Source organism: Colwellia sp. MB3u-41 (assembly GCF_014076845.1).
GTDB lineage: Bacteria > Pseudomonadota > Gammaproteobacteria > Enterobacterales > Alteromonadaceae > Colwellia_A.
This window is the reverse complement of record NZ_JACGUT010000084.1, coordinates 515,147-538,019: the sequence shown is the minus strand read 5'-3', so window position 1 is coordinate 538,019 and position 22,873 is coordinate 515,147. Positions and strand designations below refer to the sequence as shown.

Genomic DNA, 22,873 nt, shown 5'->3' with positions numbered 1-22,873 from the left:
TTATGAAAATACTGAATAAGCACTTGCTCACAACAATCTCTTTTCTCCTGCTATCAAGCAGCTATGCCATTGCACAAACAACTATTATTACCAATGTTCAAGGTTACACACTCTCAGATAAACAGTTAAAAGAATTTACGGCGATTCAATTCACCCATGATAAAATTGATAAGCTCTTTACAAAAGGTGAAACCGTACCTCAGTCTGAGAATGTGACGGTAATAGATGGTCAGGGCAAAACCTTACTTCCAGGTTTGATTGACGCCCATGGCCATATATTGAGTTACGGATTAAGTTTGATGCAAGCTAATTTAGTTGGCACACTTTCAGAAGACGCTGCCGTAGAATCGGCCATTAATTATGCTAAAGCCAATCCAGGTATTGCTTGGATACAAGGTCGTGGCTGGAATCAAACTCAGTGGGAAAACACAAAGTTTCCAACCGCAAAATCTTTAGATAAACACTTTCCTAACACGCCTGTTTGGTTAAGTCGTGTTGATGGGCATGCGGGCTGGGCGAACACTAAAGCGATGGAACTTGCTGGCATAACATCTGCAACAAAAAGCCCAGCGGGCGGCGATATAATTCGTGATGAATCAGGTAAGCCAACTGGTATTTTCATAGATAATGCTATGGACCTAATGACCAAAAGCATCGCTCCCTTAACGAGGCTAGAACAAAAATTAGTGTTAAAAAAGGCCCTAAATAAATTGGTCTCTTTTGGCTTAACCAGTGTTCATGATGCTGGTATTTTTACAGACAACCTTGAGTTATTTAAAGAACTCAGTAGTGAAGGCTCTCTCCCGATTCGTATCAATGCTATGTTGTATTTACCTTCAAAAAATTGGCAAGCAACACTCAAACAAGGTCCGTTCAATAGCCGTGATGACATGCTGAATTTTAATAGTGTAAAAATTCAAGCTGATGGCGCTTTAGGTAGTCGTGGTGCTTCGTTAATTGCAGATTATTCAGATCATGCGGGGCATAAGGGGCTTATGCTACATGAAAAAGAAGCATTAACCCTTTATATGAATACGGCAATGAATGCAGGTTTTCAGGTAAATACTCATGCTATTGGTGATAATGCGAATAAAGTGGTTTTAGACTTATATCAAGCGCAAATAAAAGCGACCCAGACTCAGGCATTACGTCATAGGGTTGAACATGCACAAATATTGCGTTTGAGTGATATTCCTCGTTTTGCTGAGCTTAATATCATCGCTTCAATGCAAGCGACTCATGCCACTAGCGATAAAAACATGGCTGTTGACCGAATTGGTAAGCAGCGTATTTTAGGTGCGTATGCTTGGCGAAAACTAATGAATGCTAACGCAGTTATTGCCGCTGGCTCAGACTTTCCTGTGGAGTCTCCTAACCCATTCTTTGGTTTACACTCTTCAGTAACTCGCCAAGATCAACAAAATCTACCTGAGAATGGCTGGTACAATGAGGAAAGTATGACGCGCTTAGAAGCTTTTAGAAGTTTCACTATTGATGCGGCTTATTCTGCACACCAAGAGAAAGTAATCGGTAGTCTAGCAGCAGGTAAAAAAGCAGATTTTATCTTATTAGAAAATAATTACTTTACCGAAAACCAGCAAAACATTTGGAATAATAAAGTACTCGCCACTTGGGTTAACGGTAAGCAAGTATACCAACAATAAAGATGTGAACTTAAACGCATAAAAAAAGCCCTTATGGGTTTTTTTTATGCGTCTGTTTTAATGGGTTAAGCTATTGGGTTAGTATGCAAAGCTATTTGGTTTCGCCCAGCGTCTTTGGCACGGTACATGGCTAAATCAGAACACTCTATCCAAGCTTCATAACTTTCAATGCTAGTATCAATTTCAGCAATTCCCATACTTACCGTATATTTCACGTCGATATCATTGTATTTGACTATTGACTTTTCAATCTCTTCCCTGAGTCGTTCAGCAAATACTTTGCCGTTATCTAATGTCGTATCCGCTAATAATATAACAAACTCCTCTCCACCATAGCGCCCCGAAACATCAGTTTCTCGGACATGATGACGGATGAGCCCTGAAATATGACGAATAACTTCGTCACCCACAACGTGTCCATAGGTGTCATTAACGACTTTAAAATTATCGATATCAATCATCACGAGACAACTTGGGTTCTGACTACGTATCCAGCGTTTATATTCCGCTTGTAAGCAGTGCTCCCAGTGCGTGCGATTAAATAATTTAGTTAAACCGTCAGTTTGACTTAAAATCGCTAATTCTTTATTTGCTTGCACCAAATCTTTTTTATGAGAAGCGTTGTCAGTAACATCATAAATAATTAAGCATAAATGGGTAACAACCCCTGTTGCTGACATTAACGGAATAAAGGTGGTGTTTTGATACATGTAATCAGCTGCACCGGTGATGGGACGATAATTTTGAAACTTAAATAAATAGGGACGCTGCTCCCAAATGGTAAAAGCTTTGTTTTTTAATAAAAATACTGATTCAGCTTTACGCTTAAACCATGCTTCTGGAATTTCATCAAATAAAGGGAAGAGCACTTTATCTTTGACTTCACGTGGCAGTAAACCGCTGTGGTTTTCCATGAAGCCATTCCATATTTGCACCTTATAATCTCTATCTAGTACAACCAACCCCACATCGATGGTATGCAACATTTCCATTAACCAATGTAATTCATTTATCTGTGATGTTTCTAATGACATAGTTAATCCAGTAAGTAAGAGATTTTATTATTAAGTGTTCGCATAGACTCTTCAGTGAAAAGTAAGAGTAAATCACACTTTATTGAATAGTCTTCAATGCTATAGCTAATTTCAATAGCTAATGTACGTTTCCACTTTTTAGAGTTTGTTGCGATGAGCTCTGATATTTTTTTATGCTGCCCTAAAACAACAGGATGTCCTTGGCTAAAAGGCATATCTAATTGCGCTGAAACGCCGTTTAAACAAGCGCCAATGAGCACATTAGCTAAATCCATAAGTAATTCAAGCTCTGTACTTTCATCAACTTCATACGTGTAATTCATTAACGAAGCAACATCTTTAAAACTTGAATCATTTAAAATAAGTAGCGCTTCTCCAGAAATACCCGCACCAATAAAACCTTGGCAAATACCCGAAGTACTTTCTTGTTCTTCAACATCAGATAACGCCATACTCAGTTCACTAACCTCAATTAAATTGACATTAGGGATAGGGAGTACGACAAACACATCAAGTAAGCGTGCTAATAGATCCCCAGCTTGTCCCATAGCCACATTCGCTATTTCTTGATAACAATCTCGTAATTCAGGGTCGAGGAAAAAGGCTTCCTCTGGTAGTTCTTTTTCAATGCTAACAGCTTCAGCAGCCTGTGTAATCGGTGTCAGTTCAATATGTGCAGGTGACATTTCTATTACTGGAGATTTTTCTAAAAGAACAGGCAATAGCTCTTCTTTATTGCTCTGCTGAGTAAAAATACCGTAGGCAGAAAGTATTTCTGTTAATTTAGTCTTATTGACGGGCTTTTGAATAAAATCTAATGCCCCCAAACTTGTAACACGCTGATGTGCTTCTGGCTGTATATCACCGGAAATAACAATCACCATGGTATTTAGATCTTCTTTGATAATAGTTTCAAGTACTTGATAACCATCCATTACCGGCATATTCAAATCAAGTAAAAGCACATCGCCTTTACCTGCTTTTATTGCTTCAATGCCTTCTTTGCCGTCGGTGGCAAAGCTTATATCGACATCCCAGTCATCAGGTAAAGAGCGTGCTACCTGCTTACGCGCCATATTTGAGTCATCACAAATTAACAAGGGTATTGACATATTTTCATTTTTCCTATTTTTGAGATAATAGTTGAGGTGATGATTTTTCAACATTTTACTGTTTATCTATAAATAACAATAGATAATATTTGAAATAATGCACTAAATAATGGCTATTTTTTATCGTCAAAGTTAACATCTATTCATCAATAACTTTATAACGCGCTTAAACACTATGAAATTTTCAACGATATTCGTTAGCCTTCCACTGCTATTAACTTTAAATAATTTTACTCTTTTTAAGGCGTCAGCTAATTCACTTCACGAAGATAACTTACAACAAACAACAAATTTAGTTAAGGCAAACAACAAATTTATAACCTTATTAGGCACACAAGTCGATGTTGGTCAAAAGGCTCCTAATTTTAAAGTGGTTAATGAAAGCTTTGTCCCGGTAACACTACATGAATTCTCGGGGAAAAACTTACTTATCTCAATAGTCCCAAGTTTAGATACCGGTATATGCTCTTTACAAACAAAGCGTTTTAATGAAGAAGTAGCAAACTTGCCAACAGATATTGTCATGCTAACGATTAGCAATGACTTACCCTTTGCACAAAAACGTTTTTGTGAAACAGAAAATATTGATAAAATAAGAGTGTTATCTGACTCTGTATGGCGAGATTTTGGTACAAATTATGGCTTGCTTATTAAAGATATGGGATTATTAACTCGAGCGATATTTATTATCGATTCATCTGGAATAATTGCTTATAAAGAAATTGTTGCCGATATTTCAAAACATCCAAACTATGAGCTAGCGCTTTCAACAATCATAGCCCTTAGCCCAATAGAGAGCTCCCCCCAAGAAAGTAGCCCTACAAACATTGAAAAAAAATAAATTAAATATCAACACTTTAAAATAATTATTTGTTTTTATTTATAGATAAACTTGAAAAGCACAGCATCGTTCCCATCTTTATTAATGTAGTCGCCATAAGTTTAAAGGGGCTACATTAACCGCCTGTTCAATATTGAAAGGCACTTAAAATTCTTTTGAATAATAATTTCAGCCTGTCTATTTCGCGACTAATTGTTGGCCATAGTAAGCACAGAAATATTCCAAAGGAAATCACATATTGCTAATACCCTCAACGATACATTAGGGTATAACTAATAGGATATGAATTATGCGTACACAAACAGATTTCAGCCCACTTTACCGCTCATTTATTGGTTTTGACCACTTAGCAGGGTTAATTGAAAAAGCATCTCGTTCAGACAAACAATCATCTTACCCTCCCTATAATATCGAATTACTTGCTGAAGACCAATACCGTATTACGATGGCTATTGCTGGCTTTGCCGATGAAGATCTTGATATTGAATCAAAAGAAAACACCTTAATCGTTACGGGTACTAAACCAGTAAGCGATAATATTTCACCCAGAAACTTTTTACATCAAGGTATTGCAGAGCGAAATTTTGAGCGAAAATTTCAGCTCGGTGAACATGTTAAAGTTATTGGTGCTTTTATGAATCATGGTTTACTTCATATTGATTTAGAAAGAGAAATACCAGAAGCATTGAAACCAAGAAAAATAGCAATAAATGGTAAAAGTTTACTGCAACCACGCGCTGCTTCAAGAACTAATCATTCGATAAGAGCAAACGAAAGCTAAACTTTTATTGATTAGGTTTCTCCCTTATATTTTTTGCCCAGTCATTGACTGGGCTTTTTTATGGGTAAGTAATCTAGTGCGCCAGCAATAATATTCACATAAAGTGCTTCATTCCCTTTTTATTTTTTTATCGATAATAAAATATAAATATAGCGCAGATTTATAACGACCAAGCAGGTATTATAAAGTCATCAGTTTTATCAAAATTATGGTATAGAAATAAAGTGAACAAAGGATCTGAATTAAGAGCTCGTTATAACGATAACACCCGTGGCGTCTATTTTATTGGTACAACCCCTCCCAAAAGCGATACTGCTGTAGAACAAGTTGAATTAATTGCAGAAAAGCTGCTTGAACGCGTTAGTGATATTGATTTCGATGGTTTGATTGTTTACGATATACAAGATGAAAATTCTCGTACGAATATACCTCGCCCTTTCCCTTTTAAATCAACATTAGATCCCCGTTACTATTCATCGTTACTACAAGATAAATCTCAACGTCCGGTGATCACTTACAAGAGTGTTGTTCAATCAAATAGTAATGACTTTAATCAATGGGCTAATGAAGCTTGGCAGAAATATGACATTCGTGATGTTGTTCTTGTAGGAAGCCCTTCTCAAAAGAATAATATTTCACTACCGCTTGCCAGTGCATATAAAACTTTAGTTGATAACAAAAATGATTTCTTTATCGGCGGTATTACCATCGCAGAGCGTCATGCAAATAAAGGTAATGAACATACTCGGTTAATAGAAAAGCATCAGCAAGGATGTAACTTCTTTATCTCTCAAGCTATTTATAACCCACAAGCCACCATAGATATGTTAACGCGCTATGCGATCGAATGTCAGCAACAAGGATTAAAACCACAACGTATCATTTTAACGTTTTCACCGTGTGGCAGTAAAAAGACATTAGAGTTTATTGAATGGTTAGGCGTCAGCGTACCTGAAGCGACCAGCTTACGTATCCTTAACGCACAAAAACCGCTTTATGAATCTATTCGTATCTGCTTAAACACACTTCAGCAAATACTCGACGCCGTATTACCCTATGATTTACCATTAGGTTTGAATATAGAAAGCTTAACTAACCGTAAAGAGGAAATTGACGGTTCAATTTTATTATATAAATTACTTCGTTCGACAATGGAAAACTATTTATCAAAGCAAGAACTTGAACGATTAATTCATCAGCAATAATAATTTACTTGAACGCTATTTAATGGTTTGTAAGGTAAATTTCGTTTGGTTATTTAACTCAACTCAAGATATATTTACATGTTCTTAGGAGTATATCGCCAGTAAATTTGAAGAATAGTTCAGTAAGATAATGTTTAGACAAACATTTATTAAGCAGATTTCACTGTTGTTGTTATAGTTAAGTGATATAACGACAACAGTAACTGTGAGTTTGAAAAACATGAAGTGGATTTCAATTTTTTTGTGCATATCTTTAAGTGCCCAAGCTGAAACCATTAAGGTGGCTCTCTCTTTTGAAGGACACCCTCCTTATTCATTTGGAGAAAAAGAACATCGCGGTATTTATGTTGAAGTATTTCAAGAAATTTTTAAACTCACCCCTTACCAATTAGAATTTGTTTATCTTTCATCTGCGCGAATACGTTCTAGCTTTATAGAAGGTAAAGTCGACATTGAATGTTGCCCTATCGCCAAGTGGCGTTCAAGCGAAAGTACGATTTCTTTATACAGCCAACCGTTATTTAAAACCGAGGATGTTTTTGTTTTTCCACAAGGCCAATTCAGAAAAATTGACGTATTAGCAAACGAAACCATCGCTACGATTAAGGGCTTTGGTTATGCTTTTGATACCTTATTTAAACGCTATGATGTAGAAAGTGAGCTAAAACTTTTAAAGCTTATTGAAGGTAATAGGTTACATGTTGGTATTGCTAACCAAACCATTGTTAACTACCTGAGTAATATTCATCAATTAAACATAGAAACGGGGCAAGTGCATGAGTCTTCAATACGCCCATTACGTATACAAAAATCTAAAGCCTATATCGTGCCTGTTATTAATCAAGCGATTAATAGATTAAAACAGGAAGGAAAAATACGCGCAATAATAAATAAGTATACTCATCCTTTAACAAAAGCGAATTAGCATTTGAAACTGATCATGAAAACAGAATTTGATAATTTAAGAAAGAATTCAATACACCAATACCAATCAGATTCCAATGGTGATAGAGAAGTGGTCAAAATATATTTTGGCGACTTACTTATCGCCAAAATGATCAAACTTAAAAAATCTATTCGCTATTTTGGCGTAAAGGGTTACCAGCAATATCTCTTAGAAGATAAGGTTTAATTAAGAGAGCGCAATACCTTCAAAGTGAATACCTTGCCCCCCCTGCTTGATAAATTTTCTAATATTTCCGTGATCTGTCCCCTCAGGATGAAGTAAAACATCTTGACGGTAATATTGACCAAAACACGCTAATGTTGCCTGGTCAGACAAATGATGCAACTTTGCAAAATAAAAAATCTTACATGACCCTTCATTGGTACCAGCCTCATTAAGGAGTTCTCCATTACTAAACGTACAAGGCTTATAATGGTAGGTAGCCAAAATAACAGCCATCACTTCGTTAAATTCAACCTGCGCGGGTGTGGCACTTAACTTTTCAAGTAAATCATTTAATTGCATACAATTCCTATTTAAATTATTTTTTTGTTAAAAAAAGGTCGTAAATCGACCACTATTATATAAGCCAACCATCAGACCAGTGCAACCTCCTACAAAACCTACTATGAGACCAAATTGGCACCAAAACTGATCTTTTCTTGATTGCTGCATCAAATCAGTGTCAGTTAATTTTGTTATATCCTTCGGAAGTCCAACAAGTGCGTTCACTTGTTGAGTTGAGCGATAGATAAAATAAAATAATGTTATAAAACATAAAAAAGGCATCCCCCAACCTTCTGTAAATTCATAACTTAAGGTAAATAAAATACCACTAAGGAACAATTGAAAAGCGGTTTTATTACGTAAAACCTTAAGCTGAGCTTTTTGTTTTTCATCTACCAATTTTTCAATGACTTTAGACATGCCAATATAACTTGCCACCATACCAAGTAAAGCGCCGAGCATCGCTCCTCCTAAAGCTAGCAGTATTTTTACTAACCAATGACCTTGACTGCTGACTATACTTTTTGTGACTACTGCAGCCGCAACAGGCGAGCTCACTGAAAGCCCCGATAAAACTAACGTCGCTAAACTTAACGGACTTGTTGATAATATAACATGACCATAACGTGCTAATACTTGGTCTTTTATTAAGGCCCGCACGCGACTTAAACGTTTTCTGACTGTCGCTGTATTTAAGCCTAATAAGGTGGCTACTGATTCGGTATTCTGCTGTTCTCTATAATATAGCAGCACAATTTCCCGACTCTCATCAGGTAATTGAGCTAAAAGAGTTTGGATTAAAGTATTCTGTTCTTCCCTCAGTAATCCTACGTCAGCTGAATGACTAGGGTCAATAAGTGTAGCAAGCAAAAGTTCAGTTTCATCTCCTTTTATGTTTCGGTTAACTTTTTCATCTCTTATATGGTTTAACGCGGTGTAGCGTGTTATTTGTCGAACCCAAGGTAAAAAGCTTATATTTTCTTTTAGTTGATTTATTTCCTGCCAGACTTTAATAAAAACTTTTTGGCTAACATCTTCACTGCTATCAAGATCTTGGGTAATAGCTAAAGCAATAGAACCAACTGTATTAGCTAACTGTTCAATTAAGCGGGTAAAGGCAAGTGAATCACCCAACTTTGCTAAAGCAATATCAGGCAGCAGTTGTTGTTCATCAGTAAGTAGCATGTTTATAAGACGCCCTGTAAAAATAAATCAGTTGCTGCCATTAGCCATTCATTATCGTCCCACATAATAAAATGTCTAGCATCAGTATTGGTAATTAAATGAGCATTGGGTACAGTTTCTATTTGTTGTTGGTATAAAGCGGTAGCGAATCGACGAGACGCTTCATTGGTAAATGCACCTTGGGCAGCAATAAGTAACACGGGTGTTTTAACCTTTTTTAGTGGCTCCCTTAAATCATTAAGTAATAAAAAATGTAAAGCTGAAGCCACTGTATTTTGATCAGATACTTTTGCCATAGCAATAACCGCTTGTTGATTTTCTATTGACGTTGCTTGAATAGCAATGGTTTGTTTAGTCATATCAGCCATTTGCTGAGCTGTTGCCTGTTGATAGATATTTTTTATGTAGTCAGCTTGTTGCCGCATGTCTGTTGGCGTAGTCGCTAATGTTTTGGTAAATATTGGCGCAATATAGGGTAAGCCATCGACGGCAATAACCGCAGAAAATAGCGTTTCATTTTCTATTACTAGACTATAAGATAAAAATGCCCCTAAGCTATGACCCATTAATACTGGTTTTTGTAATTTATGGTGCTCTATGTAACTTAATAATTCAGACTTAACTTGAGGCATAATATTATCTGCCGCTGCACATGCTGCTGTATTAGCAAACCCTGCAATACTGACCGTATGTACTTGATAATTTTTTGCTAAATATTTTTCACTTTGCTGCCAAACACGTCCATCACTCATTAACCCTGGAATTAAAACTAAGGGTTGCCCTGTTCCTTGTACTTCAACACGAATACAACTGTCGGCTTTAGTATTAAGACTCATCGAAAACACAAGCACTGCTAATATTATATGTACTATATTCATACTGGTCCTTAAAATAATGTATAAAAAGAGAAAACTTCTTATTTCATTAACAAGACCCCATGACATTTTACTTTGTGACATCTATTTAAATTAACCTTCGAAATCTCATGTAACATTTATGATTAATTTCGCTATAGAGCGAATAAGATTTCTTTGCTAAGCTCATTTGTATTGAATACAAAAAGGAATGGAGCATGAAAATATTTCAAAATAAAGAGGTGCAAGGACTGTGTTTATGTCTCGCTGTAATGGGATTAACTTATGCACTCTTGTTAATGCTTTTAGTTATGTTTACTGGCATAAAGTTATATAAAACAATAATCGTTGTCGCTACTATTTCAAGCATACTTTTCACAATGGGCCTGAATAAACAGGTTAAAAATAGACTGCGATTACAAATTGAAGGTTTATTTGCAAAAAAAATGAGTGCTTAGCTTTTATCGTTCATGTGGAAGTATTCACTATAGCGTTCACTAAAATGGGCGAATAAAGACAGGTCATGAAAAATAGATTTTTTTATCATACATTACAGCCACATAAAAAATAGCATTATAAATCAATAGGTAATTTTAATTTACAATGCTTATTTTAAAAGAAAACGCCAAACAAGGGATCACTGTGTTGGTAAATTTATAACGTTTCTTGCGCTTGTAAAGCCGCTAATGTTTTTCCGTGAGGAATAGGTTCTTTGGTTTCAGGGTCAACTTGCACAAAGACAATATCGTCAGCTAAGCAGATGGTTTTTTTAGTAATTTTATTACGCATTAAACAAGTAATGGTAATTGAGGTTCTGCCAACGCTTTTGGTCGATAGACCAAACTCAACAACATCTCCCTGCACAGCTGGAGATTCAAAATTAATAGCGCCAATATGTTTAGTCACTAAGCAGTTAGTCTCTAATTGACAAATGGCAAAAATCGCTGCTTCTTCATCAATCCACGCTAACGCTCTACCGCCAAAAAGTGAGTTTGCATAGTTTAAATCATTAGGAAGAACCAATCTACGGGACAAAAAACGCATAATATAACCTTAAAAATCGTCATTTATTGCTATCTATAGCGCAATGACATTACTAAAAAAAGATTGTGGTATCGATGATTTATATAGCATAAATCATAAGAATGCATCGAAGATATCGAAACGCCTTGTGAACCATGACACGATACCCTTCAACATTTATAGTATAGCGAATTTTTAGTGTTAATTAACTCGCAGATAACCATAAGGTGAGTTTATGCTCACCGACTTCTTTTTCTTCGTCTTCATCATAGTGTTTACCATATAAAAAGAGGATGTCTGCTTTACCATCGTTGTTAAAATCTTTAACTTCGGTGCGAACACTCTTAGGTAACGCAATTTCGTAATCAGCACCACGTTTAGCAAATAAGCGCATACCTTTAGCGCCTGAATAAATAGTGAATTCTTCATCATCAGTCTTGAGGATCAAGTCGTTAATACCGTCACCATTAAAATCGCTTACCTCAGTAAGCGCTTCACCGTCACTGCTTGAACCAATTGACACTTCAACTTCATTTTCATAAGAAGGTTTTTTAACATATTTGCCATTTTGGCCTAATTTATAGAATCGTAAATCCATATCAATAGCACCAGACATTGCAGACATCATTGTGCCAATCCCCATTTCAACACTCAGTGTGTAGTAGTCTTTCAAGCCATCGCCGTCAACATCTTTAAACTTAATCATACCTTGACCATCAAAAGTAGCTTGACCATCAGCTTCTTTCTTATAACTCATGACACCATTGTCGATAAAGCCATAACGCACCATAAGTACATTAGTTCTAGACATCATGCCTTCTCGTACCGATTCTTTAGTGACTATATCAACGAGGCCATCACCATTAATATCTTCAATAGTTTCAAGATTCACATCTGCACTTTTTTCACCTTGCTGTTTTTTTATCGCAGAGTTTTTATTTTCTAAATGAGCATTTAAGGAAACAGTCATTATTTTATTATTAAATGATTTATCTTCTGATTGAGCAAAGACTAACAATTGGTCATCAACTTGGAAGGCAATATCTTTTTTATCATCATGTGTAAAATCAGCGTGATAAAAATTTTGTGGTTTAAAGGATATACCACTACCCGACTTTTCAATCCGAGGAGAAATAGCTAACGATTGATGAGTGAATGACCCATCAGGTTTTTGCAGATACAGATGAGTTTTATCTAAACTGTAAGTAATAAAGTCGCTTAGCCCATCTTCGTTAAAGTCTTGGACAAATTCACCAAAGTTCATTTCAAAAATGCTTTGATATTTATATAAAGTATCAACATCTAACAATTTGCTGAGTGTTTTATCTTCTATATTGTAAGACATCACCGCATCGCCGGTTAAATATACGACAACTTCATTTTTCTTATTAGCTAATTTTGCTTGATTATAAAACTGCGCATTATCAGGTGTTTCAATAAGTTGAGCTTTTTTTGTTAAGCCGTCTTTAGCAATGCGTGGGTAATAGCTAAAACGTTTATCGTCATGAATGAGTAAATCAACATCGCCATTTCTGTCATTCAAATACAACAGTTTTCCCGTTATTTTATGTTCAGAATTTTGTTGAGATTTATGGAAGTTTAATTTATTCGCTTTGGCGAGTGATAAGGGGGAAGCTAACGTTGTTAATAATAAAGCTGTCGTTATTGTTGTTTTTGTTTTTGTTTTTGACATGATAATCCTTTAAAGTTTTATTTATTTGTCCCTGAGCATGAAATTAGCCACAAGGAAGTAGCACTACTGTTGATTACAAATAATTAACAAAGTTCAATTCTAATAAAATGGATCGTAAAAACCAAATAGAGAATTGTAACAATTCCTGCCCTAATTCTGCTAGCCAGTCCTACCATTGAATAAGCTTGAGTTGCTCTTGCTCTTGCTCTTCAGCTAAGTTCATCTTTATTACTCTATTATCTTTACCTACCGTAATTAAACGAGGAATGCCACCTACGGCAAACTGTTGGTAAATACTACGATTAATATCTGTGGCTAATGGCACACGAATATTATTTTTGTCGCGCCACTTAATGACATCTTCGTTTGTTTCTTCGCGGGCAATTGCAATAACATCAACCGCGGGGTCATTCAATAATGGCGATTTATTGAGTGCTTTAACTGCTCGGTTAGAATCTGGGCAACAGGTTGCAAATAAAATCACCAACTTGCGTTTTTTATTATTCGTTAAATCAATAGTATTACCCTTAATATCAACAACATACTGAATAGGTAAGAGGTCGCCGCTATTAATAAATTCTTGATATTTAGGTATTGATTGTTCTCCAGGGTTTTTTTCTTTTATGGGAAGAGTAGTTTGGGCGGTATAAATTGACTGACACCCCGCAAGAAAAAAGGCACTTGTCATAAAAACGATAGTTTTATTCATATTCTAAATCCATTTAAAAAAGTGATGAGATGACTTATAACAGTATTACTCAATATTTAGTCGCGTAAAGGCTTATAAAAAGTAATTAAGGGGATAGCTTAGTGAGACTTCAACCATTTAACCAACTGCGGATAATGATCAATTCGAGCATTGGGATGAGTAAGAATATTAATATGATCGTAATTTTGCATATTGCCCAAAGATTTTGACAGTAAAGTAAACTTCGCCTGAGGGTTCGATTCATTAATGAAAATATTTACATCGCTAGCATGGCCTAAGACTTTATCGTTACTCCCAGTAAAATGCCATGTCGGTGGCCAATCTACCCGTTTTGCTGCTTGAAAGTAATCAAAGCCATCCGTAGTATCATGCCATTCGCTTTTTTTGACCCAAGCAACACTATCTGCTAATGATTGTCTTGTTTCGTTATCAGAGCCAATACCATGTTTTTTAGCATCTAAGAAGCCTTTTTGCTTTGCCAGTTTAGGGGCTAAATTATTCCAACCTATATTGACTTTAAAAAGTTTCTCTACACTTTTCACGGTCACCATTCGTTTTGTTCCAAAACAAGTTTTACTGCGAATATTTTCCATAACTGCTGGAAACCTAGCAAGCGTACTCGCTAATAAAACACCTCCCCATGAATGGGCAACAAGATGAATTTTCTGCTTTGTTGTTTGAGAAATGTAATCGATAAAAAGTGGTATATCTTGGGTGATCGCTTCAAATTGACCATGTTCAGCACTTGCATCAATACGAGGAGTACTTTCACCTCGGCCACGTAAATCAGCTACATAAACATCAAACCCCTGCTCCGCTAAGTAGCAAGCTAAACCTTTACCTTTCTTAGTATAAAAAATCAAACCGTTTTCAATCACACCATGTAACATAAAAACGGGTATTCCCCCTTTTTTTTTCCAGATATGTCTTAAATGAAGTTGATGTTCACCTTGAGGTAAAAATAAAGATTCTTGATTTATCATAGGTTTATTAAACGTTAATTAAATTGGCAATAGTTAAAGGTCAGACCACTTAAAATGAGCATACGATGTTGAATCCTATAGAGCAATAAAAATTACTGAATCGACCTGATATTACTTACGCCATTACGACCATAACACTAGACAGTAGATAAAAAAGTCAATAACCTACGCACGCTTAACCAGAATATTGCAGTTAAGTATCCTTTGAGTAACAACGCCATCATGTTGAAAAGTAAATTCCCTTGCTCAACCGGATAATCAATTTTAATAACACGCCCCCTTAAATTAGGAAATGTATGTCTTCTTCTTTTGTAAAAACCGCCACTAAAACAGTCAAATTTGTCGGTTTATTCTTTATTGCTCTTTTTCTAGTTATTTGGATATCATCACCTTTTATGAGTCAACATTATCTCGGTAAGTACCTTAGTGAACAGCAGTTGATATTGGCTGATACAACCACCATTCGTTACAACCCTTTTTTGTCACGCTTAACGATAAGTGAACTTGCCATAACGACAAAAAACACTATTAAAAAGCCTGTTGTAGAGGTTAGATCATTAGCGGTTACGGCGAGTTTATATAGGCTATTAACCGATACTTTACATTTTTCAGAATTTGCTATTGATGGTTTATATCTTGATATTAATTTAAATAATAAAACACCGATAATTGGTGGTTTTGTGCTGGCTGGTAATACAGAATTTCCTTCGTCTTCTGTTACACAACCGGATGAAATTCAGCCAAAAAACAAACCGAATAATTATCAATTCTCGTTACCTAATTTTAGCCTCTCTAATGCTGTTTTTAATATAAGTGTGAAACAAAGTCAGCAAGAATTTGCAATTAATTCATTACTCATAAAAAATGTTCTCGCTTCAGCTCAAGCACAACGAGCTGAAATATCCCTTAACGCTTTCATCAATAAAGCTCCCTTACTTTTAACATTAAAAGCACAACTAGCTGAAAAAAAAGGTGAAATAAATTCAGAATTAACTATATCTGAATTGGCGCTGTCGCCATTTCAACCTTTTATAGCTGGTAATAGCACAGGGCAACGCCCTTTAATAATGCAGGGCTCTGTCAGTATTAAGAGTAAACAGTTAGTTTCAATCACCGAGACTGCTACGCATATTAACCTTGAAAAATTTGAGCTGACATCAGCAGGCTTTAAGGCAGCACAAAGAAATAAAACAGTTGCACTTAATATCGACCCTTTATCTTTGCAAAACTTATCTATCGAACTCGTCAGTGACCAAGCCCCGAAGATATCAGGAACCGCTAAATTAAACGTCAATAATTTAATGGCGTACGATGAGATAGAGTCACAAGTTTTGGCCAAAATATCAGCGATAAAGCTTGATGACATTGCCATAACAACATTGGAGTCGCTAATAACAGCTAATATCGCCAACCTTGTTATTGAGCAAAGCCTATTTGCTGAAAACACCACCGATGAGCTACCACCTTTAGCCCAGTTCAAAAATTTAAATATTAATAATATTACGGTATCGCAGCAGGGTTTATCTATCGACACTATTAGCCTTTTAGGCTTAGCAATTGATACCAACCTTGATAAAGAAAAAAATATTACCGGATTGCCCGTTTCGCCAAAAGGTGAGCAACCTACTGAAGCGGCGATAGAAAAAGATGTCAATCAGCCAAATACTGCTGACGTAGCGACAAAGAGTACTGAATCACCCTTCTTATTGTCACTTAATAGCTTTTCATTGGGTGACAGCGCACAAATTCATTTTATTGACCGTAGTACCAGCCCTCATTATGAAAGAGAATTTAGTATCACAACCCTTAACGCTGGCCCTTTTGATAATCAAAAACCAAAGCAAGAGAGCCAATTTTCGTTAAAGGGAAGCAGTGATAAGTATGCTAATTTTGATTTGTCAGCCATTGCTAAGCCTTTTAGTCATGAAGACTTTTATAAATTAAAAGGTTTCTTCAAAGAAGTGAGCCTACCGTCATTATCAACCTATATCTCAGGCGCACTTAAACATGAACTTAAGAGCGGCCAGCTTGATGTAGAACTTGATATTACCGTTAATAATGCCAATATTGACGGTAATACCGTATTACTTTTAAGAGGCGTTGAACTTGGCGCAGCCAACGATCATGAAACGGGCACCATAAAAAGCCAGACATCAGTGCCGTTTAATATAGCATTAGGCATGTTAAAAGACGGCGATGGGAATGTAGAGCTAGATATTCCATTAACAGGCAGCACCAATGATCCATCGTTTGGCATGAGTGGTTTTATCAGCTTAATGGTTAAGCAAGCAACAATGTCAGCAGCTAAAGAGTATTTGATGGCAACATTTGTTCCCTATGCCAATGTTGTCAATATTGCTATATCAGCAGGTGGTTACTTACTCAAAGTGCGCTTTAATGACCTTGAATTCCCTGTAAAAGATACTCAATTAACAGATCAACATAGTAAGTTTCTCACTCAGTTTTCTTCGTTAATGAAAGACAAACTTGAGACACAGTTAACGTTATGTGCAATTGCAACACCAGCGGATATTAACAAACCCTTAGGTGCTGCAATTACCAACAAAGATGAAATAAAGCAACTCGCTAAATTGTCTGAGCAACGTCTCAATGCTTTTAAAGATTACATGGTTAAAGAACAAGGCATTGCCTCTGCAAGACTGTTACTTTGCTACCCTAAAATAGATTCATCTATCGGTGCGAAGCCAAGGATTACCTTTACTGATTAGGCTTTATCAGTTTCGTTTAACAAAAAACGCGAGCATATTACGTGCTCGCGTTTTTTTTATCTATTTTTTGTGCTTTATATTTACAAGTTTGATCATTCTCTCGTTTAACCCATAAAAAGGTTAGATACATTTTTGTAGGTAATGAAAAAATCAACCCAAAAGCCATACAGGCAGCGCAGATAATAATACCTTTTACGCCCATTTTTTCAGGCAGATCCGCATAAGATAAAAGATAATAGCCAAGTAAGAAAAGAAAAAGGCCAAAAAACATCATCACTTTTAGTAATTTAATCGTTTGCTTATCAGTCACTTTATCCCCTCTACTTTGTTAAGACTAAAAATAACATAAGGGATTTATAAAAGGTTTGCCGAAGTCAATAAAGTGTATAAATAATAAAAGCTAATTAAATATATCTTTTAAACCATCAGCAAAAGCGATAAAACGTTCTTTCAGTGTACGTTTAAGGGTGATATCTAAAGCTCCGAATAACACGACTCCTTCAACGTAAATGGTGGGGGCATCAATATAATCAGTAGATGGCGCTTTATTGTCGACACCACCAAAAACACAAAAAGCTTTTGAAACGACTTTCACATTTTCAGGCACATATATATCAATGCCACCAAACAAACAAAAGACTTTTACCGTAACTTCTCTTTGCGTAAATATGGCTTCACTAAAATCGATATCACAACCACCAAAAATATTTATTGACTTAATTTCTTTAGCGACACGCCATTCGCCACTGCGGCCACTTCCACTAAAAATATTAACAAGTAAATCACTTTCATCAGTTGGAGTAGAAGCATAATTAAAGCGAAAGTCTTCCTTTTTCTTCTCTATATATTCTTGATCGACGGTTAAGTCTAAATCTGCAACAAGTGAAACAAGCTCTTCATTTGATTCAAAAGCCATTGCTTGGTCTAATCGTCTTTCAAAAGCTTCATGTGAAAGCTCACCGTGACTATAATTCATCACTAATTGGTCAACAACCTCTTCTCTTACTTTATCGATAGGTCGGTCTGCAATGTTAACGGCCATCTTATTATTCCTTTAAACAGTTAAAATACGATTGAAAATAAAGCAATAAACAGACCATCAATAATAATAATAAATTACAATAACTTACATATATAGGGTAATAAAAAAACATAAAAGACATTATGATTTAGTACTTTTAACCATTATCCATGTAATTTAACCAACCCATCAAGCAAAAAATAAGGCTTGTTATTTACAATTACCATAAAATTGTGGCGCTAATTCATCATAGGCTTTATCAAGTCGATTAATCAAATCTGTTGAGGTATTAAATCTACTCGCTAAATAAAAATTACGCGTTAAATAATTGATAGAAAAAACAGGTTCTATTTTGTCAGCATAAGGTGAGTTTGTTGCTATGAGTGATGTAAAGTATGTTGAAGAGAGAACAATCAGTTCAACACGGTCAAAGGCTAACATTTGAATAAAATTATCGTTATTATAAGAAATAGACAGATTCTTTTCTGGTTCAAAACCTAGCCTTAATAAATACTCCGCTGATGCTTGCCCTTTTTGTGCATCAATAAGGTGATTTTTTGCTTCGGCTACTGAATTCAGTTGAATGTCAGGTCTGCTTTTTGACCGATAAAATGAAAATTCTATCAAACATAATGGTGCTACCCACCGAAATAAAGACTCTCTTTCTTGTGTCCTTAACAACGAAAATATAAAGAGATTAGGTTGCGTTAACGCTAATTGATAACCTCGTGCCCACGGAAATATCTTTACCTGATAATTTATAGACAGCGATGAAAGAGTAATTTTACTTTATCAACAGACAGTCCCCCAAGCTCACCGATTTCATTAATCACTTGGTAAGGCGGATAAATTTCAGATACCACCTGAATGACAGGTCGTTCTTTTTCTGAAGTTTTCGCTTCATTTTCATTATATGCATAACTATCCATACTAATAAAAATAAGTAAAATAAGTAAAATAAGTAAATTATTTTTAAATAATAAGGTCATAAAACAAGGCAATATTCAGTCAAAGTTTAACAACTACCTAGGTTGACATACGCATGATTTATCACTTTAAAAAGTTAAGATAAGCCTTGATCAACCGGTGAGGTTCTTATAAATTCATCCTTATGATATGAATATTAGACGATAATAAAATAAATGATGCATAAACAATCGCAAGAACGTCAAGTAGAAGCACAAAAAGTTGCCAAAAGTATACAAAAACCCAAGCAAACCAAAGAACAAACCAAGCTTATTGCTCAAGGCATTGAAAAAGGTATTGCCGAATATAAAAAGCAACAGGGGAAGAAATCACGAGAGCGAGATAAAGCTAAAAAATCACTATTAAGAGAAAAGAACAACCAAGAAAAACTCGCCACAAATAATATCGATGAAAGACCACAAACAAGAACATCACTCAACTTACCTTGGTCGCTTTTAACATTAAGTTGGGTCAGCTTTATCCTTTATATTAACCTCTCATAAAAGCGAATAAAAAGTAATGATGCTAGCAAATGACTTTATAATGTAGCTCGATTTTTTTATCTTTACTTAAATATCGCACTAAATTAATACCCCCTAAATAGATAATCAAGGGTTAAGACTAAGGTATAAGTCGATTTACAAGCACGTTACGTTATACTCAGTTGCCTTGATTATAATCAATAAAGTATTTCTCAGTTACGGCATACTTTATTTATCATCATTAATAAGAGCGACTTACTATGTCATTATTCGACCAAGACAAGAAAAAAGTAAAATGGGATCAGTTTCTAAAGTCCGGTAATCGAATTTTTATTGGCTCTAATGCCGCTGTTCCCAACGCCTTAATCGACGACTTAATTGCTAATAGCGCTAAATTACACGACATAGAAACGGTACATATTTTAACGCTCTCTGATAATAAGTGGGCGACGCCTGAACACAAAGATCTATTCAAAGTAAATGCGTTATTTATTGGTGGGAAAAATATTCGTGAAGCCATTGCTGAAGGCCGGGCTGATTACACTCCCAGCTTTATTTCTGATATTCCCCGCTTATTTCGTGAAAATGTTTTACCACTTGATGCCGCTTTAATCATGGTGAGTCCTCCAGATGAATATGGTTATTGCTCACTGGGTGTTAGTGTCGATATCGTCTCATCGGCAGTGAAATCAGCAACCTATGTTATTGCACAAATTAACTCAAAGATGCCACGCACTAATGGCCATAGCTTTGTTCATGTTAATCAGATACATGCATGGCTAGAAGCCGAGCAAACACTTCCTGTTTTCCCACAACCCACCATTGACCGTGTCGCAGAACAAGTAGGACAATATGTTTCAATGCTCATTGATGACGGCTCAACTTTACAAATAGGCATAGGAAAAATTCCTGAAGCCGTTTTACGGTATTTGGCGAACCACAAAGATTTAGGTATTCATAGTGAGATGATTTCTGATGGCGTGATTGACTTAATGCTCTCAGGTGTTATTAACAACCGTAAAAAAACCTTCCATAAAGGTAAAGCAGTACTGACCTTTTGTATGGGTACGCAACGCTTATATGACTTTGTTGACGGCAACCCTCATGTTGAGTTTTATCCATCAGAACATGTAAATTCACCTGTAAACATAGCAAAAAATGACAATATGATTTCTATCAATAGCGCCATTGAAGTAGATTTAACCGGACAGGTTGTTTCCGACTCAATTGGCTATCATTTTTACAGTGGCATTGGTGGTCAAGTTGATTTCGTGCGTGGTGCTTCATTAAGCAAGGGTGGTAGACCTATTATTGCGCTACCTTCTACAACTAAAGACGGTCAAATTTCTCGTATTGTCGCTCATATTACTGAAGGTGGCGGTGTGGTGACTTCTCGAGGCCATGTTGCTTATGTTGTTACCGAATATGGTATTGCCTCATTATTAGGTAAAAGTATCCGTGAAAGGGCTTTAGAGCTCATTCGTATTGCTCACCCTAAATTTCGCGAACAACTCTTAAAAGATGTCCGCAAAAACTATTGGGTGCCTGAATATCAAGAGGGTTCACCCACTTCCGTACCTGAATTAGGCGAAATAGAACTAAAGAAGTTCACCTTTGGCGAGATTAATTATTATTTGCGACCATTAGCTCCTGCTGATGAACGCCGCTTGCAAGAATTTTTCTATTCGCATACCAAACAAACATTGATCATGCGTTATAACCACCATGCTACGCAAATGACTCGTGAGAACGCTTGCAAGCTCGTGAGTGTTGACCAACATAAAGACTTAGCTTTGTGTTTTACCCAGCGCACTAATTTAGCTGATGTTATTCATGCGGTTGGCCGCTATTACTATATTGAGAGTCATAATTGTGGTGAGGTTGCTTTTGTTATCAGCGAAGATAAACGAGGCAAAGGAATGGCAAAAACGTTATTAGACGAAATAATAAAAATTGCCACTATACGACAATTAGATAAGCTTATTGCGTGTGTTCGCCGAGATAATGCACCTATGTTAAAGGTATTTGAAAAAGCAGGCTTTATTCGAAAGTATTCTGAAGAAATGGACGAACTTAACTTAGAGTTACAACTAGAACATACGAAAGCAGCAGACACAGAGGAAGCAAAATGACAGTTGGTATAATTGGTCATCATAAATGTAATGGTCACAACATGGGAGATTATCACCCAGAAAGTCCGAAAAGAATGGGGGCAATTCAAGATCAGCTCATACGTAGTGGTCTTGAATGTGTTATTCGACAATACGACGCCACCCCTATTGACCGAGATTTAATTTCACTCGCCCATGATACAAAATATATCCAACATATTTTTGATAATGCTCCAGATATAGACAACAAAGCAGCTATTTTTCGTATTGATGACGACACAAGTATGAATGCTGACACATTATCCGCAGCACTTTTATCGGCAGGCGCGGCAATTAATGCCGTTGATTTAGTGATGGATAAAACCTTAAATGCTGCTTTTTGTGCTACCCGCCCACCAGGACATCATGCAGAATATGATAAAGGCATGGGTTTTTGTTTTTTCAATAATATTGCTATTGCCGCCGCCTACGCAAAAGATAAATATCAATTAGAGCGCGTTGCTATCGTTGATTTTGACGTGCATCACGGTAATGGCACAGAAGATATCATTAAACGAGCAACAGCAAATAACAAAGAGGCCGGTTACTTATTCTGTTCAAGCTATCAGTACCCTTTTTATCCCTTTGAAATGCAAGAAAGTGATACGCCTCCTATTATTAATACGCCATTACCTGCAACGTGCAAAGGGCCTGAGTTTAGAGAAGCGATTAGTAAGCATTGGTTGCCTGCTTTAGAAAAATTCAAACCGCAAATTATTTTCATTTCAGCAGGTTTTGATGCTCACATTGAAGATGAGATGTCGCAAATCAGTCTAACTGAAAGCGATTATCGGTGGATCACCGATGCACTCAAGGTTATTGCTGATAAGCACAGCGAAGGTCGAATCATATCAATACTTGAGGGAGGCTATGCCTTAAGTGCTTTAGGAAGGAGTGTTGTTGAACATATTAAAGGCTTAATAGGTAACTAAGTAAAGTAAACATGTAGCTGGGCATATGAATATACGCCAGCTACATTGCGTTAAAC

24 protein-coding genes are annotated in these 22,873 nt (G+C 36.1%); 11 read left to right on the top strand and 13 right to left on the bottom strand.

The genetic code is table 11. The features are described 5' to 3' along the window. Nucleotides 1–2: 2 nt before the first annotated feature. Nucleotides 3–1,664: an amidohydrolase gene (locus H4J73_RS19045; RefSeq protein WP_182182045.1), complete on the top strand. Its 1,662-nt coding sequence runs from the start codon at nucleotides 3–5 to the stop codon at nucleotides 1,662–1,664. A 65-nt stretch (nucleotides 1,665–1,729) separates the two neighbouring features. Here H4J73_RS19045 and H4J73_RS19040 read toward each other — a convergent pair whose 3' ends face one another. Beyond that, nucleotides 1,730–2,698: a diguanylate cyclase gene (locus H4J73_RS19040; protein WP_182182044.1), complete on the bottom strand. Its 969-nt coding sequence runs from the start codon at nucleotides 2,696–2,698 to the stop codon at nucleotides 1,730–1,732. A 2-nt stretch (nucleotides 2,699–2,700) separates the two neighbouring features. Then, nucleotides 2,701–3,810 (bottom strand): response regulator, encoded by a 1,110-nt coding sequence (locus H4J73_RS19035; RefSeq protein ID WP_182223378.1) that lies wholly within the window; start codon nucleotides 3,808–3,810, stop codon nucleotides 2,701–2,703. 175 nt (nucleotides 3,811–3,985) lie between these two features. Here H4J73_RS19035 and tpx point away from each other — a divergent pair, with 175 nt between their 5' ends. The 5 genes from tpx (at nucleotide 3,986) to H4J73_RS19010 (ending at nucleotide 7,769) form a co-directional block, all read left to right on the top strand. Continuing rightward, nucleotides 3,986–4,651, top strand: coding sequence for a thiol peroxidase (tpx, locus tag H4J73_RS19030; RefSeq protein ID WP_182182042.1), 666 nt, complete (start codon nucleotides 3,986–3,988; stop codon nucleotides 4,649–4,651). 289 nt (nucleotides 4,652–4,940) lie between these two features. Then, a complete protein-coding gene (locus H4J73_RS19025; protein WP_182182041.1) occupies nucleotides 4,941–5,432 on the top strand; it encodes an Hsp20 family protein in 492 nt (163 codons plus the stop codon). A gap of 224 nt (nucleotides 5,433–5,656) precedes the next feature. Next, complete coding sequence (locus H4J73_RS19020) at nucleotides 5,657–6,637, top strand: methylenetetrahydrofolate reductase (RefSeq protein ID WP_182182040.1); 981 nt, start codon at nucleotides 5,657–5,659, stop codon at nucleotides 6,635–6,637. Nucleotides 6,638–6,857: 220 nt separating this feature from the next. Then, nucleotides 6,858–7,562, top strand: coding sequence for an ABC transporter substrate-binding protein (locus H4J73_RS19015; protein ID WP_182182039.1), 705 nt, complete (start codon nucleotides 6,858–6,860; stop codon nucleotides 7,560–7,562). A 15-nt stretch (nucleotides 7,563–7,577) separates the two neighbouring features. Next, nucleotides 7,578–7,769, top strand: a complete 192-nt coding sequence (locus tag H4J73_RS19010; RefSeq protein ID WP_259366516.1) for a hypothetical protein — start codon at nucleotides 7,578–7,580, stop codon at nucleotides 7,767–7,769. Here the strand turns inward: H4J73_RS19010 and H4J73_RS19005 are convergent, their stop codons facing one another. Genes H4J73_RS19005 through H4J73_RS18995 form a run of 3 tightly spaced genes read right to left on the bottom strand, consistent with a single transcriptional unit; the run spans nucleotide 7,770 to nucleotide 10,153 of the window. After that, nucleotides 7,770–8,108 (bottom strand): HopJ type III effector protein, encoded by a 339-nt coding sequence (locus H4J73_RS19005; RefSeq protein WP_182182037.1) that lies wholly within the window; start codon nucleotides 8,106–8,108, stop codon nucleotides 7,770–7,772. 27 nt (nucleotides 8,109–8,135) lie between these two features. Next, complete coding sequence (locus tag H4J73_RS19000) at nucleotides 8,136–9,275, bottom strand: RNA polymerase sigma factor (protein WP_220460127.1); 1,140 nt, start codon at nucleotides 9,273–9,275, stop codon at nucleotides 8,136–8,138. Nucleotides 9,276–9,277: 2 nt separating this feature from the next. Next, nucleotides 9,278–10,153, bottom strand: a complete 876-nt coding sequence (locus H4J73_RS18995; RefSeq protein WP_182223377.1) for an alpha/beta fold hydrolase — start codon at nucleotides 10,151–10,153, stop codon at nucleotides 9,278–9,280. Nucleotides 10,154–10,347: 194 nt separating this feature from the next. Here H4J73_RS18995 and H4J73_RS18990 point away from each other — a divergent pair, with 194 nt between their 5' ends. Next, nucleotides 10,348–10,587 carry a hypothetical protein gene (locus H4J73_RS18990; RefSeq protein ID WP_182223376.1) on the top strand — a complete coding sequence of 80 codons (240 nt, stop codon included), beginning with the start codon at nucleotides 10,348–10,350 and terminating at the stop codon, nucleotides 10,585–10,587. Between the two features lie 196 nt (nucleotides 10,588–10,783). Here H4J73_RS18990 and H4J73_RS18985 read toward each other — a convergent pair whose 3' ends face one another. From H4J73_RS18985 to H4J73_RS18970, 4 genes are all read right to left on the bottom strand, one after another. Further along, nucleotides 10,784–11,173 (bottom strand): acyl-CoA thioesterase, encoded by a 390-nt coding sequence (locus H4J73_RS18985; RefSeq protein ID WP_182182034.1) that lies wholly within the window; start codon nucleotides 11,171–11,173, stop codon nucleotides 10,784–10,786. A 184-nt stretch (nucleotides 11,174–11,357) separates the two neighbouring features. Continuing rightward, a complete protein-coding gene (locus H4J73_RS18980) occupies nucleotides 11,358–12,845 on the bottom strand; it encodes a VCBS repeat-containing protein (RefSeq protein ID WP_182223375.1) in 1,488 nt (495 codons plus the stop codon). A gap of 169 nt (nucleotides 12,846–13,014) precedes the next feature. Then, complete coding sequence (locus tag H4J73_RS18975; RefSeq protein WP_182182032.1) at nucleotides 13,015–13,554, bottom strand: redoxin family protein; 540 nt, start codon at nucleotides 13,552–13,554, stop codon at nucleotides 13,015–13,017. Between the two features lie 98 nt (nucleotides 13,555–13,652). Then, complete coding sequence (locus tag H4J73_RS18970) at nucleotides 13,653–14,537, bottom strand: alpha/beta fold hydrolase (protein ID WP_182182031.1); 885 nt, start codon at nucleotides 14,535–14,537, stop codon at nucleotides 13,653–13,655. Between the two features lie 296 nt (nucleotides 14,538–14,833). Between H4J73_RS18970 and H4J73_RS18965 the strand changes: the two genes are divergently transcribed. Beyond that, nucleotides 14,834–17,266 carry a DUF748 domain-containing protein gene (locus H4J73_RS18965; protein ID WP_182223374.1) on the top strand — a complete coding sequence of 811 codons (2,433 nt, stop codon included), beginning with the start codon at nucleotides 14,834–14,836 and terminating at the stop codon, nucleotides 17,264–17,266. Between the two features lie 37 nt (nucleotides 17,267–17,303). On the opposite strand, the gene H4J73_RS18960 is transcribed toward H4J73_RS18965, so the two are convergent. The 4 genes from H4J73_RS18960 to H4J73_RS18945 form a co-directional block, all read right to left on the bottom strand. Further along, on the bottom strand, nucleotides 17,304–17,576 hold the full coding sequence (locus tag H4J73_RS18960; RefSeq protein ID WP_182182029.1) for a hypothetical protein: 273 nt from the start codon (nucleotides 17,574–17,576) through the stop codon (nucleotides 17,304–17,306). A 90-nt stretch (nucleotides 17,577–17,666) separates the two neighbouring features. Continuing rightward, nucleotides 17,667–18,308 carry a LiaF domain-containing protein gene (locus H4J73_RS18955; RefSeq protein WP_182182028.1) on the bottom strand — a complete coding sequence of 214 codons (642 nt, stop codon included), beginning with the start codon at nucleotides 18,306–18,308 and terminating at the stop codon, nucleotides 17,667–17,669. A 189-nt stretch (nucleotides 18,309–18,497) separates the two neighbouring features. Beyond that, entirely contained in the window at nucleotides 18,498–18,914 is a 417-nt protein-coding gene (locus H4J73_RS18950) for a hypothetical protein (protein WP_339379418.1), read from the bottom strand. A gap of 131 nt (nucleotides 18,915–19,045) precedes the next feature. Beyond that, a complete protein-coding gene (locus H4J73_RS18945; RefSeq protein ID WP_182182027.1) occupies nucleotides 19,046–19,276 on the bottom strand; it encodes a hypothetical protein in 231 nt (76 codons plus the stop codon). Between the two features lie 153 nt (nucleotides 19,277–19,429). On the opposite strand from H4J73_RS18945, the gene H4J73_RS18940 reads away from it, so the two are divergent. The 3 genes from H4J73_RS18940 to H4J73_RS18930 all read left to right on the top strand — a co-directional run bounded on the left by H4J73_RS18940 (nucleotide 19,430) and on the right by H4J73_RS18930 (nucleotide 22,817). Next, nucleotides 19,430–19,756: a DUF2956 domain-containing protein gene (locus H4J73_RS18940; RefSeq protein ID WP_182223373.1), complete on the top strand. Its 327-nt coding sequence runs from the start codon at nucleotides 19,430–19,432 to the stop codon at nucleotides 19,754–19,756. Between the two features lie 239 nt (nucleotides 19,757–19,995). Beyond that, nucleotides 19,996–21,867, top strand: coding sequence for a GNAT family N-acetyltransferase (locus H4J73_RS18935; protein ID WP_182182025.1), 1,872 nt, complete (start codon nucleotides 19,996–19,998; stop codon nucleotides 21,865–21,867). Continuing rightward, nucleotides 21,864–22,817: a histone deacetylase family protein gene (locus H4J73_RS18930; protein WP_182182024.1), complete on the top strand. Its 954-nt coding sequence runs from the start codon at nucleotides 21,864–21,866 to the stop codon at nucleotides 22,815–22,817. The genes H4J73_RS18935 and H4J73_RS18930 overlap by 4 nt, the downstream gene beginning before the upstream one ends. Nucleotides 22,818–22,873: the final 56 nt, after the last annotated feature.